At 65.4% G+C, this 14,710-nt stretch carries 9 protein-coding genes; 6 read left to right on the top strand and 3 right to left on the bottom strand.

What is annotated here, in order from left to right:
- Positions 1–2: 2 nt before the first annotated feature.
- The 4 genes from hemH to AC0L2O_RS15380 all read left to right on the top strand — a co-directional run bounded on the left by hemH (position 3) and on the right by AC0L2O_RS15380 (position 3,698).
- Positions 3–1,040, top strand: coding sequence for a ferrochelatase (hemH, locus tag AC0L2O_RS15395; RefSeq protein ID WP_473370311.1), 1,038 nt, complete (start codon positions 3–5; stop codon positions 1,038–1,040).
- Between the two features lie 10 nt (positions 1,041–1,050).
- Positions 1,051–2,028, top strand: coding sequence for an ABC transporter substrate-binding protein (locus AC0L2O_RS15390; RefSeq protein WP_409191760.1), 978 nt, complete (start codon positions 1,051–1,053; stop codon positions 2,026–2,028).
- A 208-nt stretch (positions 2,029–2,236) separates the two neighbouring features.
- Positions 2,237–3,232 (top strand): SPFH domain-containing protein, encoded by a 996-nt coding sequence (locus AC0L2O_RS15385; protein WP_369720851.1) that lies wholly within the window; start codon positions 2,237–2,239, stop codon positions 3,230–3,232.
- Positions 3,233–3,254: 22 nt separating this feature from the next.
- Complete coding sequence (locus AC0L2O_RS15380; protein WP_473370310.1) at positions 3,255–3,698, top strand: NfeD family protein; 444 nt, start codon at positions 3,255–3,257, stop codon at positions 3,696–3,698.
- Positions 3,699–3,873: 175 nt separating this feature from the next.
- Here the strand turns inward: AC0L2O_RS15380 and AC0L2O_RS15375 are convergent, their stop codons facing one another.
- Entirely contained in the window at positions 3,874–4,881 is a 1,008-nt protein-coding gene (locus AC0L2O_RS15375) for a KpsF/GutQ family sugar-phosphate isomerase (RefSeq protein WP_473370309.1), read from the bottom strand.
- Positions 4,882–5,063: 182 nt separating this feature from the next.
- Between AC0L2O_RS15375 and AC0L2O_RS15370 the strand changes: the two genes are divergently transcribed.
- Positions 5,064–6,797, top strand: coding sequence for an outer membrane beta-barrel protein (locus tag AC0L2O_RS15370; RefSeq protein WP_473370365.1), 1,734 nt, complete (start codon positions 5,064–5,066; stop codon positions 6,795–6,797).
- 141 nt (positions 6,798–6,938) lie between these two features.
- Here the strand turns inward: AC0L2O_RS15370 and AC0L2O_RS15365 are convergent, their stop codons facing one another.
- Together AC0L2O_RS15365 and gltB are read right to left on the bottom strand one after the other, a co-directional pair.
- Positions 6,939–8,390 carry a glutamate synthase subunit beta gene (locus tag AC0L2O_RS15365; RefSeq protein ID WP_473370308.1) on the bottom strand — a complete coding sequence of 484 codons (1,452 nt, stop codon included), beginning with the start codon at positions 8,388–8,390 and terminating at the stop codon, positions 6,939–6,941.
- Positions 8,391–8,534: 144 nt separating this feature from the next.
- The gene (gene gltB, locus AC0L2O_RS15360; protein WP_473370307.1) at positions 8,535–13,268 is read right to left on the bottom strand and encodes a glutamate synthase large subunit; all 4,734 of its coding nucleotides are present in this window, start codon (positions 13,266–13,268) and stop codon (positions 8,535–8,537) included.
- A gap of 489 nt (positions 13,269–13,757) precedes the next feature.
- On the opposite strand from gltB, the gene AC0L2O_RS15355 reads away from it, so the two are divergent.
- The gene (locus AC0L2O_RS15355) at positions 13,758–14,519 is read left to right on the top strand and encodes a hypothetical protein (protein WP_473370306.1); all 762 of its coding nucleotides are present in this window, start codon (positions 13,758–13,760) and stop codon (positions 14,517–14,519) included.
- The last annotated feature ends 191 nt before the right edge of the window (positions 14,520–14,710 follow it).

The raw sequence follows: 14,710 nt of genomic DNA, 5'->3' as shown, positions 1-14,710 counted from the left end.
GCATGACGACAATAGTCCCCCTCGAGACTGCGAAGCCGGCGGTGCAAGCCGCCTTGCCGCGCGTCGGCGTGCTCCTGGTCAATCTCGGCACGCCCGATACCGCGGATGCGCCCGGCGTGCGGGTCTACCTCAAGGAATTCCTGTCCGACCCCCGCGTCATCGAGGACCAGGGCCTGATCTGGCAGCTGGTGCTGAACGGCATCATCCTGCGCAGCCGTCCCCGGACCAAGGCGCTCGATTACCGGAAGATATGGAACACCGAGAGGAACGAGTCGCCGCTCAAGACGATTACGCGGTCGCAGCGTGACAAGCTCGCTGCTGCGCTGTCGGATCGCTCCCATGTCGTGGTGGATTGGGCCATGCGCTACGGCAATCCGTCGATCAAGGCCGGCATCGACGCGCTGATCGCAAAGGGATGCGAACGCATTCTCGCCGTGCCGCTGTACCCGCAATATTCCGCGCCGACCTCGGCCACCGTCTGCGACGAAGTCTTCCGTGTGCTTTCGCGCCTACGCGCGCAGCCGACGTTGCGGGTGACGCCGCCTTACTATGAGGACGCGGCCTATATCGAGGCGCTTGCGACCTCGATCGAGGCGCATCTGGCGTCGCTGCCGTTCAAGCCGGAACTGATCGTCGCCTCCTTCCACGGCATGCCGAAATCCTATGTCGAGCAGGGCGATCCCTATCTGGGTCACTGCGTCGCCACCACCGAGGCGCTGCGCCGCCGGCTCGGGATGGACGAGACGCAACTGCTGCTGACCTTCCAGTCGCGCTTTGGCAATGCCGAATGGCTGCAGCCCTACACCGACAAGACGATGGAGCGCCTCGCGAAAGAGGGCGTGCGTCGCATCGCGGTGGTGACGCCGGGATTTTCCGCCGACTGCCTGGAGACGCTGGAGGAGATCGCGCAGGAGAATGCGGAGATTTTCAAGCATAACGGCGGCCAGCAGTTTTCCGCGATCCCCTGCCTCAACGACAGCGGGCCCGGCATGGACGTGATCCGTACGCTGGTTTTGCGCGAGCTTCAGGGCTGGGTTTAGGGAGGGCTCCGTGAACCGCCGCGACTGTCTGGCGCTTCTTGGGACCATTGCGGCATGGCCGGTCTCAGCGCTGGCGCAGCAGCCGACCGCGCAACGTCGGCTCGGGGTGCTCTCGGTCACCGCCGCCGATGACGTGATCGGGCAGACGCGCAGCGCCATCCTGGTTGAGGCGCTCGCGGCCGACGGCTGGAAGGAGAACGGCAACCTCACGATCGATTGGCGCAGCGGCGCCGGCGACCGGGCGCGGATTTCAGGGCTTGCCGATGAGCTGATCGCGCTCAAGCCCGACATCCTGCTCGCGGTCGGTACGCCCTCGGTCGAAGAGCTGCGCCGGCGTACCGCGACGACCCCGATCGTGTTCGCGGTGGTCACCGATCCCGTCAGCCAGGGCTTTGTCGAAACCCTCGCTCATCCCGGCGGCAACATCACCGGCTTCACCGACTACGACGGTCCGCTCGCCGGCAAATGGCTGGAGATGCTGACGCAGATCTCGCCGAAAGTGTCCCGCGTTGTCATCGTCTACAATCCCGCCACCGCACCGTTCGCGCCCCTCATGCTGCGCACGATTGAGGACGCCGCGCGGACGCTTCACGTGACGATCGAGCCCGCGCCGGTCCATGATGCAGCAGGTATCGCGGCGCTGGCCTCACGCAAAGACGGCGGCTTCCTGATCTTGCCGGACTTCTTCACCATGGCCAACCGCGCCAATCTGCTCGCGGCGATCAGCGAGGCGCACGTGCCCGCGGTGTTCTGGAGTCGCAGCTTCGTCGACGAGGGCGGGCTGATGTCCTACAGCACGGACAGCGCCGAGCAGCTGCGCCGCGCCGCGTCCTATATCGACCGCATCCTCAGGGGCGCGGAAGCCGCCGACCTCCCGGTCCAGAATCCCACCAAGTTCGAGCTGGCGATCAACCTCAAGACAGCCAGGGAGCTTGGTGTCACGCTGTCCCCAAACCTGCTCGCGACCGCGAACGAGGTCATTGAATAGCAGCGAGTTTATTAACCTTTGCCGCTAGGTCTGCGCCTACATGCTTTCAAGAGCGCTTCGCAAATACATAATCGTGGCCGTTTCTTCCCGTGGCGTCTTGTGCAGAATGGCGTGGATGCCGACGTGAAGAGCGGCCGCTGAACCGGTAGGGTCGTGATCCCGACCAATGACAGCGCGGGAAGGGTCTTTTTCCCGCCTTGGAGGAAATATGAGCGGTTTCGATATTTTCGCGATTGTCCTGGTACTGCTCGTCATCATCACGCTGTTCGCCGGCGTCAAGACGGTGCCGCAGGGGTTTGACTGGACCATCGAACGCTTCGGCAAATACACCCGCACGCTGGCACCGGGACTGAACCTGATCGTGCCCTATTTCGATCGGGTCGGGCGCAAGATGAACATGATGGAGCAGGTGATCAATATTCCCGAACAGGAAGTGATCACCAAGGACAACGCCACCGTGACGGTCGACGGCGTCGCCTTCTTCCAGGTGTTCGACGCCGCCAAGGCGAGCTATGAGGTCGCCAACCTGACCCAGGCGATCATCGTGCTGACCATGACCAATATCCGATCGGTGATGGGCTCGATGGACCTCGACCAGGTGCTGTCGCATCGCGACGAGATCAACGAGCGCCTGCTGCGCGTGGTCGATGCCGCGGTCTCGCCCTGGGGGCTCAAGGTCAACCGCATCGAGATCAAGGATATCGTGCCGCCGGCCGACCTGGTCGAGGCGATGGGCCGGCAGATGAAGGCGGAGCGCGTCAAGCGCGCCGACATTCTCCAGGCCGAAGGTCAGCGCCAGTCGGAAATCCTGCGCGCCGAGGGCGCCAAGCAGGGCCAGATCCTCCAGGCCGAAGGCCGCAAGGAAGCCGCGTTTCGCGACGCCGAGGCCCGCGAACGTTCCGCCGAGGCCGAGGCCAAGGCAACCCAGATGGTCAGCGAAGCCATCGCCAAGGGCGACGTGGCTGCGCTGAACTACTTCATCGCCGACAAATACATCAAGGCGTTCGGCCAGTTTGCGGATGCGCCGAACCAGAAGATCATCATGCTGCCGATAGAGGCCGTGAGCCTGCTGGGCTCGCTCGCCGGTATCGGCGAGATCGCCAAGGCGACGTTCGGCGAAAGCGCTGCGTCCGCGACAGCGGCAGCCCGCCGCGGTTCGGTGCCGCCGGTCAGCGGCACGCCGCCGACGGTGCCGCCGCGGTAACGCTCTTCAAAGAGGTCGTGTCATGACCGACATGTTCGTATCGCTCGGCACCTGGAACTGGTTGGTCTTCGGCTTCGTCCTGATGGCGCTGGAGGTGCTGGCGCCTGGCGTGTTCCTGTTCTGGCTGGGGCTTGCGGCCCTGCTGGTCGGCCTGATCTCGTTCGCCTTTGTCATGTCCTGGCAGATCCAGCTTGTGATGTTCGCGGTGTTCGCAGCCGCCGCCGTGCCGGTGTGGCGCCGGCTGGCGCGCGGACGGACGGACGCAAGCACGAGCCCATTCCTCAACAAGCGCACCGAGGCGTTGTTGGGCCGCGAGTTCACGCTGGAGAAACCGATCATCGACGGCAACGGCACCGTGCGCATCGGCGACACCGTGTGGCGTGTCGCGGGTCCGGATACACCGGCCGGGACGAGGGTGAAGGTGGTGCAGGTGGACGGTGCGAATCTGACGGTCGCGGCGGCGTAGTCCGCCGTCATTGCGAGCCATCGGGCCGCGCTTTGCGCGGACCCGGTGGCTCGCAATGACGGTGGAGCGGGCGCGCCACACCCTCACTGTCATTCCGGGGCACGCGAAGCGTGAACCCGGAATCTCGAGATCCCGGGTTCATCGCTTCGCGCTGCCCCGGGATGACGGGCAAACCCTACGCCACACCCGCCCGCAACAGATCGTGCAGATGCACGATGCCGACCACCTTGTTCGCCTCGGTCACGACCAGCGTCGTGATCTTGCGCGCATTGAGCACCTCGATCATCTCGGTCGCGAGCATCGAGGGCGGCACGGTCTTGGGCTGCTTCGTCATGATGTCGTCGACCGACGCCGTGAGAAGATCGGGCCGCATGTGGCGGCGCAGATCGCCGTCGGTGATGATGCCGATGGCTTCGTTCGCAGCGTTGACGATGCAGACGCAGCCAAGGCCCTTGGCGGACATCTCCATCACCGCATCCGACATCTTGGTGCCGACCGGCTTGACCGGGATCTCCGCGCCGGTGCGCATGTAATCGCGGACGAATTTCAGCATCGCGCCGAGCTTGCCGCCGGGGTGGAAATGCGCGAACTCCAGCGCGGTGAAGCCGCGGCCTTCGAGCAGCGCGATCGCGATGGCGTCGCCGATCGCGGCCTGCATCAGCGTCGAGGTGGTCGGCGCCAGATTGTGCGGGCAGGCCTCGCGCGCCTTCGGCAGCTCGATCACGATGTCGGCGGCCTGGCCGAGCGAGGAGGCGGCGTTCGAGGTCACCGCGATCATGGGGATCGCGAACCGCGCCGAATAATTCACGAGGTTCTTCATCTCCGGCTGCTCGCCGGACCAGGACAGCGCCATGATCACGTCGTCTGTCGTGATCATGCCGAGATCGCCATGGCCGGCTTCGGCGGCGTGCACGAAGAAGGCGGGCGTGCCGGTCGAGGCCAGCGTCGCCGCGAGCTTGCGCGCCATGTGGCCGGACTTGCCGAGCCCGGTGACGATGACGCGGCCCTTCGCCTGCCGGATCAGGTCGACCGCGTTGGCAAAGCTCTCGCCAAGCGGGCCGCGCAGCGCAGCTGCGAGCGCGTTGATGCCGCCGCTCTCAGTCTCCAGCGTGCGGAGCGCGGATTCGACGCTTGTGGGGGTGGGGCCGGATGATTGGGTCATCAGCGGTTTCGAACTCGGCATGCTCTGATCCAGGGCGGTCAATTGGCGCTTGCTTTAGCACGCCCAAACCGACGAGGCGACGCGCGACCCAGGACCCGCAACGGGTCATTAACCATAATTGTTTTAACTCCATTAACGATGGTTCCCGCGGTTCGTGGATGACCGTCGTCGAAGTAGCTGAATTCGTTGGAGTTTATTCCATCGTGGAGTCGCCTCCAGGTAGGGGCCGGAGCCGTCGCGCGTACGCCTTTCGCGCCGCTTTGCCATGCCTGCTGCTGACGGCGCTGGAAACTGCGCCGGTGGCAGCCCAGAGCCTGACGCCCGACCTCTTCAATCCCACCCGCGGCGGCTTCGCTGCGCCCGACACGCTGCCGACGCGCCGCACGGCCGCCGTGCCGCAGGCGCCGTCGGATGCGGAGCCGGATCCCAACGACGATCCGCGCAAGCGCCGCGAGACGCCCGCGCCGTCGCGCATTGGTCAGGTCCCGACCTACGGCCTGCCTGCCGCCAACGGGGCGAGCAGCTCCGGCTACGACTCGCTCAACCGCAAGCGCCAGCAACCCAAGCTCTATCCGGGACAGCCGAAGCCGAAGCGGGCCGCCGGTCCCGGCTCGCCTCTGCCGCCGGCGACACCGGACAGAAGCCTCGGCCCGCCGCGCATCGCGCCGCCACCGTCCGAGACCGCGCATAAGGCGCCGGTGCCGGCGGCGATGGCCGGCACGGTGCCCGGTCAGCCGTTACGCCGCCGCCTCAAGGCCGACGACGATGCGTTCGGCGCGGTCGGCGACTACGCCGGCAGCTTCCTGATCAAGGGCGGCCTCGAGCTCTCGGCCGGCTACGACACCAACCCGGCGCGGCTCAACAAGCCGATCGGTTCGCCGGTCTATGTGGTCGCGCCCGATCTCCTGGTGATGTCCGACTGGGAGCGCCACGCGCTGGTGGCCGATCTGCGCGGCTCGTTCTCGGGTTACACCAACAACATGCCGGCCACGATCGACGGCTTTGCCTCGCCCTCGCCGGTCGATATCGATCGTCCGGATTTCACCGGTCATGTCGACGGCCGCTTCGACGTCGATCGCGATCTCAAGCTGACCTCGCAACTGCGGCTGCGGCTTGCCACCGACAATCCCGGCAGCCCGAACGTGCAGGCGGGCCTTCAGAAGTATCCGGTCTACGCCAGCTACGGCGGCACCTTCGGCTTCGACCAGACCTTCAATCGCTTCCAGGTCGCCGCCGGCGCCACGGTCGACCGCACCGCCTACACGGATTCAAAGCTCACCGACGGCTCGACCTTCAGCAACAATGATCGCGACTTCAACCAGTATGGCGGCGTCGGCCGCTTCTCCTACGAGCTGAAGCCGGGACTGAAGCCGTTCGTCGAGGTCCAGGGCGACAGCCGCGTTCACGATCAGGCCGCCGACCGCAACGGCTATCTCCGCGATTCGAACGGCGGCTACGCCAAGGTGGGCTCGTCCTTCGAATTCTCGCGCATTCTCACCGGCGAAGTCTCGGTCGGCTATTCCGCGCGCAACTATGTCGACCCGCGCCTGAGCCAGCTCTCGGGCTTCCTCACCTCAGGCTCGCTGATCTGGAACGCCAGCGGTCTGACCACGGTGAAATTCTTCACCGACACCCAGATCGCCGAGACCACCATTCCCGGCTCCTCCGGCGTGCTGGTGCGCACCTATTCCGCCGAAGTCGACCACGACTTCCGGCGCTGGCTCACGGCCGTGGGCAAATTCACCTACGGCACGCTCGACTACCAGGGCCAGAACCGCAACGACAAGACCTACTCGCTCGAAGGCAATCTGATCTACAAGCTCAACCGCAACGTCTGGATCAAGGGCACGCTGCGCCACGACATCCTGGATTCGAACCAGCCGGGCTCGAGCTCGCAGGGCACGGTGGTGATGGTCGGGGTGAGGCTGCAGAACTAATTCCGCTGTCATGCCCCGCGAAGGCGGGGCATCCAGTACGCCGCGGCTTCTCGACTCGATCACTACCGTCTCTGGAATACTGGATCGCCCGCCTTCGCGGGCGATGACAGCCTCGGTTGTGGTAATTAGCTCGCCTAAAGCTTACCGCGGCAGATCCGTCTTCCCCATCAGGAACGTATCGATCGATCTTGCGCACAGCCGTCCCTCACGGATCGCCCACACCACAAGCGACTGTCCGCGGCGCATGTCGCCGGCCGAGAACACGTTGGGGCGCGAGGTCTGGTAGTCGAGCGTGTTGGCCTTGACGTTGCCGCGCGGGTCGAGCTCGACCGAGAGCAGCTTCAACAGGCCCTCGTGCACGGGATGGACGAAGCCCATCGCGAGCAGGACGAGGTCGGCGTCGAGGTCGAACTCGGTGCCGGCAATCGGCTTGAATTTGTCGTCGACGCGCACGCAGTGCAGCTTCTTGACCTTGCCGTTCTCGCCGGAAAACTTCTGGGTCAGCACCGCGTATTCGCGGATCGCGCCTTCGGCCTGGCTGGAGGACGTCCGCATCTTCAGCGGCCAGTTCGGCCAGGTCAGGCCCTTGTTCTCGTGCTCGGGCGGGGCGGGCATGATCTCGAGCTGGGTCACGGAGAGCGCGCCCTGGCGCAGCGAGGTGCCGATGCAGTCGGAGCCGGTGTCGCCGCCGCCGATCACGACGACATGCTTGCCGCCGGCCAGGATCTCGGTCACGCCATTGAGGGGTTCGCTGGAGACGCGGCGGTTCTGCTGCGGCAGGAAATCCATCGCATAATGGATGCCGTCGAGCTCGCGGCCGGGGATCGCCAGGTCGCGCGGTGCTTCCGCGCCGCCAGTCAACGCAACCGCGTCGTACTCGTTGAGCATCTCGCGCGGATCGACATTGCCGTCGACGCCGACATGGCTGTTGTAGTGGAAGGTGACGCCTTCGCCTTCCATCTGCGCCACGCGGCGGTCGATGATGCCCTTCTCCATCTTGAAGTCGGGAATGCCGTAACGAAGCAGGCCGCCGGCCTTGGCGTACTTCTCGAACAGATGCACGTCGTGCCCGGCCCGCGCGAGCTGTTGCGCGCAGGCCATTCCGGCCGGACCCGAGCCGATCACCGCGACCTTCTTGCCGGTCTTGACGGCGGAGACCTCGGGCTTGAGCCAGCCATTGTCCCAGGCGCGGTCGACGATCGCGCATTCGATGGTCTTGATGGTGACGGGGTTGTCGTCGATGTTGAGCGTGCAGGACGCTTCACATGGCGCGGGACAAATGCGGCCGGTGAACTCCGGAAAATTGTTGGTCGAGTGCAGGTTGCGCGAGGCTTCTTCCCAGTTGCCCTGATAGACGAGATCGTTCCAGTCGGGGATCTGGTTGTTGACGGGGCAGCCGGGCGTGCCGGGCGCGACCGAGCCGGTGCCGTGGCAATAGGGAATGCCGCAATTCATGCAGCGCGCGGCCTGGTCGCGCGTTTCCTTTTCGGAGAGGGGAACGACGAATTCGTGAAAATGCTTCACGCGCTCGGCGACCGGTGTGTACTTGCGGTCATGCCGTTCGATTTCGAGAAAACCCGTGATCTTGCCCATTAAACCCGAAGTCCCTGCCGCTCTAATTCGTCTGTTGTTTCCTCACCGTCATTGCGAGGAGCTCTTGCGACGAAGCAATCCAGTCTGCTTCCGAGGAGAAAGTCTGGATTGCTTCGCTTCGCTCGCAATGACGGGGTGTGATGCCTACGCCCCGATCGCGATTTTCGGCTCGGCGTCCGCGTTGGCGGCCAGTTCGCGCAGCGCGCGCCGGTACTCGACCGGCATCACCTTGCGGAATTTGGGCAGCCAGTCCTTCCAGTTGGCAAGGATGTCGGCGGCGCGCTTGGAGCCGGTCGCTTTGGCATGGCGCGAGATCAGGACGTGCAACCGCTCGACGTCGGAGGCGAGCAGGTTCTTGAACACGTCGACGCGGCCATGCGCCTCGAGGTCACCGGCGTGATGATAGGTGCCGGCGTTGATCAGCTCTTCCGACAGCACCGGCTCGAGCTCGACCATCGCCATGTTGCAAAGCTTGTCGAACTCGCCGGTCTCGTCCAGCACATAGGCGATGCCGCCGGACATGCCGGCCGCGAAGTTGCGCCCGGTCTTGCCGAGCACGACCACGATGCCGCCGGTCATGTATTCGCAGCAATGATCGCCCGCGCCTTCGACGACGGCAACCGCGCCGGAATTGCGCACGGCGAAACGTTCGCCGGCGACGCCGCGGAAATAGCACTCGCCCTGGATGGCGCCGTACATCACGGTGTTGCCGACGATGATGCTCTCTTCTGGCACGATGCTGCTGTTCCTCGGCGGCTTGACGATGATCTTGCCGCCCGAGAGGCCCTTGCCTACATAGTCGTTGGCTTCGCCCTCGAGTTCGAAGGTGACGCCTTGCGCCAGCCACGCGCCGAAGGCCTGGCCCGCGGTGCCCTTGAGGCTGACATGGATGGTGTCGTGCGGCAGCCCGGCATGGCCGTAGATCTTGGCGACCGCGCCCGACAGCATCGCGCCGGCGGAACGGTTGGTGCTGTTGATGGCGGCCTCGATCTTCACCGGTGCGCCGCGGTCGAGCGCGGGCGTCGCCTTCTCGATCAGCGAACGATCGAGCACGGCCTCCAGATGATGGTTCTGGCGCTCCGAGTGGTAGATCTTCTGGCCCTTCTCCTCCTTCTGCCGCACGAACAGCTTGGAGAAATCGAGCCCCTTGGCCTTCCAGTGCGCGACCAGCTTGGTCTGGTCCAGCAACTGGGTCTGGCCGATCATCTCGTTGAAGGTGCGGAAGCCGAGGCTCGCCATGATCTCGCGGACTTCTTCCGCGACGAAGAAGAAGTAGTTGATGACGTGCTCGGGCTGGCCGGTGAAGCGCTTGCGCAGGACGGGGTCCTGCGTCGCGACGCCAACCGGGCAGGTGTTGAGATGGCACTTGCGCATCATGATGCAGCCGGCCGCGATCAGCGGCGCGGTGGCAAAGCCGAACTCGTCGGCGCCGAGCAGCGCGCCGATCACGACGTCACGGCCGGTGCGGAAGCCGCCGTCGACCTGGACCACGATGCGGCTGCGCAGCCGCTCGCGCACCAGCGTCTGGTGGGTTTCGGCGAGACCGATCTCCCAGGGGCTGCCGGCATGCTTGATCGAGGTCAGCGGGGAAGCGCCGGTGCCGCCCTCGAAACCTGCGATGGTGACATGATCGGCGCGCGCCTTGGCGACGCCGGCCGCGACCGTGCCGACGCCGATCTCGGAGACGAGCTTCACCGACACGTCGCCGGTCGGGTTGACGTTCTTGAGGTCGTAGATGAGCTGCGCCAGATCCTCGATCGAGTAGATGTCGTGGTGCGGCGGCGGCGAGATCAGGCCGACGCCCGGCGTCGAATGCCGGACCTTGGCGATGGTGGCGTCGACCTTGTGGCCGGGCAACTGGCCGCCTTCGCCGGGCTTGGCGCCCTGCGCCATCTTGATCTGCATCATGTCGGAGTTGACCAGATACTCCGTGGTGACGCCGAAGCGGCCGGAGGCGACCTGCTTGATCGCCGAGCGCATGCTGTCGCCGTTCGGCAGCGGCTTGAAGCGGTCGGCTTCCTCGCCGCCTTCGCCAGTGTTCGACTTGCCGCCGATCCTATTCATGGCGATCGCGAGCGTGGTGTGCGCCTCGCGCGAGATCGAGCCGAAGCTCATCGCGCCGGTGGCGAAGCGCCTGACGATGTCCTTGGCCGGCTCGACCTGGTCGAGCGCGACAGGCTTGCGCTTTTCTTCCTCGGCGCTCTTGACCCGGAACAGGCCGCGCAGCGTCAGCAGGCGCTCCGACTGCTCGTTGAGGATCTTCGCGAAGGCGCGGTAGCGCTCCAGCGAGTTGCCGCGCGCGGCATGCTGCAGCAGCCCGACCGACTCCGCAGTCCAAGCATGGTCCTCGCCGCGGCTGCGATAGGCATATTCGCCGCCGACGTCGAGCGAGGTCTTGTAGACCAGCGCATCGCCGAACGCGTCGGCATGGCGGCGCACCGCCTCTTCCGCGATCTCGGCGAGACCCACGCCCTCGACGCGGGTATGCGTGCCGGCAAAGAATTTTCCGACGAAGTCGGCCTTGAGGCCGATGGCGTCGAAGATCTGCGCGCCGCAATAGGACTGGTAGGTCGAGATGCCCATCTTGGACATCACCTTGAGCAGGCCCTTGCCGATCGACTTGATGTAGCGCTTGACGATCTCGTAATCGTCGAGCGAGCCGGGCAGGCGGTCCTTCATCGCGACGATGGTCTCGAACGCGAGATAGGGATTGATCGCTTCGGCGCCGTAGCCTGCGAGGCAGGCGAAATGGTGCACTTCGCGCGGCTCGCCGGATTCGACGACGAGGCCGACCGAGGTGCGCAATCCGGTGCGAATCAGATGGTGATGCACGGCGGCGCAGGCCAGCAGCGAGGGGATCGGCACCCGGTCGGTACCGACCATGCGGTCGGACAGGATGATGATGTTGACGCCTTCGCGCACCGCGCTTTCGGCGCGCGCGCAGAGCTCGTCCAGCACCTGGTCCATGCCGGCCGCACCGAGGCCGGCGTGGAAGGTGGTGTCGAGTGTGCGCGACTTGAAGTGGGTTTCGGCCACGTCCGAGATCGAGCGGATCTTTTCGAGGTCCGCGTCGGTCAGGATCGGCTGGCGCGCTTCGAGGCGCTTGGTGGTGGCAAGGCCCTGCAGGTCGAACAGGTTCGGCCGCGGCCCGATGATCGAGACCAGGCTCATCACCAACTCCTCGCGGATCGGGTCGATCGGCGGATTGGTGACCTGCGCGAAGTTCTGCTTGAAATAGGTGAACAGCGGCTTGGCCCGGGCTGACAGCGCCGAGATCGGCGTGTCGTTGCCCATCGAGCCGGCCGCTTCCTCGCCGATCGAGGCCATCGGCGTCATCAGGATGGTGATGTCTTCCTGGCTGTAGCCGAACGCCTGCTGGCGATCGAGCAGCGACAGGTTCGAGCGCACGCCGGTGGTCGGCACCTTCGGCAGATCTTCGAGCACGATCTGAGTGCGCTCGAGCCACTCCTTGTAGGGATGGCTGCGGGCGAGGTCGGCCTTGATCTCGTCGTCGGGGATCAGGCGGCCCTGTTCGAGGTCGACCAGCAGCATCTTGCCGGGCTGCAGCCGCCACTTGGTGATGATCTGGTCCTCGGGGATGGTCAGCACGCCCATCTCGGACGCCATCACGATGCGGTCGTCCTTGGTCACGAGATAGCGTGCCGGCCGCAATCCATTGCGGTCGAGCGTGGCGCCAATCTTGCGGCCGTCGGTGAACGCGATCGCGGCGGGGCCGTCCCACGGCTCCATCAGCGCGGCGTGATATTCGTAGAAGGCGCGGCGCGTTTCATCCATCAGAGGATTGCCGGCCCATGCTTCCGGAATCATCATCATGACCGCGTGCGGCAGCGAGTAGCCGCCCTGCACCAGGAATTCGAGCGCGTTGTCGAAGCAGGCGGTGTCGCTTTGGCCTTCGTACGAGATCGGCCAGAGCCGGTTGATGTCCTTGCCGTAGAGCTCGGAGCTGACCGAGGCCTGGCGCGCCGCCATCCAGTTGGTGTTACCGCGCAGCGTGTTGATCTCGCCGTTATGGGCGATCATGCGGTAGGGATGCGCCAGCGACCACGCCGGGAAGGTGTTGGTCGAAAAGCGCTGATGCACCAGCGCCAGCGCACTCTCGAAGTCTTTCTCGTGCAGATCGGGATAGTACTTGCCGAGCTGGTCGGCGAGGAACATGCCCTTGTAGATCACGGTGCGGCAGGACATCGAGCAGGGATAGTAGCCCGCCAATCCGCGGTCGCGGCGCTGGTAGATCGCCTGCGAGATCGACTTGCGCAGGATGTAGAGCCGGCGCTCGAAATCGTCCTCGGTCCTGGCGGTGCCGTTGCGGCCGATGAACACCTGCATGCAGGCGGGCTCGGTCGGCTTCACGGTGACGCCGAGCGAGGAATTGTCGGTCGGCACGTCGCGCCAGCCGAGCAGGGTCAAGCCCTCTTCCTTGATCTGGTCGGCGATGATGCTCTTGATGACGTTACGCCAGGCGGTGTCGCGCGGCATGAACAGCGCGCCGATGGCGTATTCACCGGGATTGGGCAGCGCGAAGCCAAGCTCCCTGGCCTTGCGGCTGAAGAAGGCGTGCGGAATCTGCACCAGGATGCCGGCTCCGTCGCCGGCGCGCGGGTCGGCGCCGACAGCGCCGCGGTGTTCGAGGTTGCAGAGGATGCTCAGCGCGTCCGCGACGATCTCGTGCGATTTCTGGCCCTTGATGTTGGCGATGAAGCCGACGCCGCAGGAATCCTTTTCGAGCGAGGGATCGTAGAGGCCTTCGGCCGGCGGGCGCGAATTGTGTTCCTGAATCGGATCAGCCGTTTTCGAGGCGACCGTCGCCGACAGCTCTTCTGCCACGATGCTTGCGCGCTCGAATTGCGACCCGTTCATGTCCTCGTCCTCTCCATGCGGCAAGCTGCCTCACCGCGATCTTCGGCGCACCTTGGGCGTTCCGCGGCACCCGCTTCTGGGCCACCGCTCGTCCGTTGCGAGCCGCATTTTCTTAAATTCAGGCCAAGGCGCTCTTCGTCCCCGAGAACGGCTTTGCCTGTTGCCTTCCTGGCGCTCGAAAGCACCGACTTTCGTTGCAATCCCTATGCCGGAACCGCAAGCAAAATTGAGACAGTCTTCCTGTCCTAACAACCACCTTGCCAAATTTTTGTGTAACACACAAGCGCGCGGAAGTCCCGATTCCCGAAGTGTCAATCGCCGCTTTCCGCATGGCGCGCGGCCCCGGTTTTGAAGCAAACGCGCCCTGATCCGGCCGCGCCGACGCCGAAATCCCCAATGAAGCTTCGGATCAACCCTCGAAAGGCGCGCCAAGCCGCAAGAAGCGAAAGCGCGCGAGGCATTCGGGGGCCTGACAGGAGCGTGTCGACCATGAAGTTTTTCACAGGATGTGTGGCCGCCGCCGTGCTGGCGCTGGTGGCAAGTGCCGCTGAGTCCCAAGTGCGGGCGAACGGAGTGGCGCCAGGGCCCTACGTCGCGGTCTCGGATTTCGATGGACCCTACGAGCCGGCAGAAGCCGCCCCGCCACCGCCACCGCCGCCGCGTTACGGCTATCGCTCTGACGAGCGCGGCCCGGCGCTGCTGCCGGCCACCGAGGTCTATACAGTGCTGCGCGACAACGGCTTCTCCCCGCTCGGGATCCCGCGCCTGCGCGGCGCCGTCTACACCATCGCGGTGATCGACCGCCGCGGCGATAACGGCCGGCTGGTGATCGACGCCCGCGACGGGCGGATTTTGCGGTTCATGCCGGCCGCTGATGCCTACGGCATGGCGCCTCCCTATGAGGAGCACGCCGTTGCGCCTTACGGCCCGCAAAGCGCACTGCCGCCGCCGATCGCCATCCGTGGCTGGCCGCCGCGCCCGCCCGCCTCGATCCCCCATGTCGCCAGTCGCACCGTCCCGATGCCGAAGGCCGCCCCGCCCCGCGGCGAGGCGCCGGTCGCCGCCATCAAGCCGACCGCGCCGGCGCCGGCACCGCAACAGGCCCAGGCGCAGCCCGTGCAGCAAACGGCCGCCGCGCCGGCCAAGCCCGCCGATGCGCCACAAGCTGTCGCGCCAACGATCGGTCAGGCCAAGCCCGCTCCAACGATCCTGCCGACCCAGGATATGCCGGCGGCGCAGGGACTGGAGTAGCGCGGATCGTTTGACGCGACGGAGCAGCCAAACCCAGCCGGTCGTCCCGGCGAAGGCCGGGACCCATACCGCGAGGTCTATCATTTAAGTCTGGTGGGAGTACCGAACTCAGAATCGCCGTCAAACTTCTCCCTGTGGTTATGGGTCCCGGCCTTCGCCGGGACGACGGCTGGGAGAGAGTTGTGCCAACC

It is taken from the genome of Bradyrhizobium sp. Kon10 (assembly GCF_055807395.1).
The sequence above is the reverse complement of the archived record's forward strand: the minus strand, read 5'-3'. Positions and strand labels throughout refer to the sequence as shown.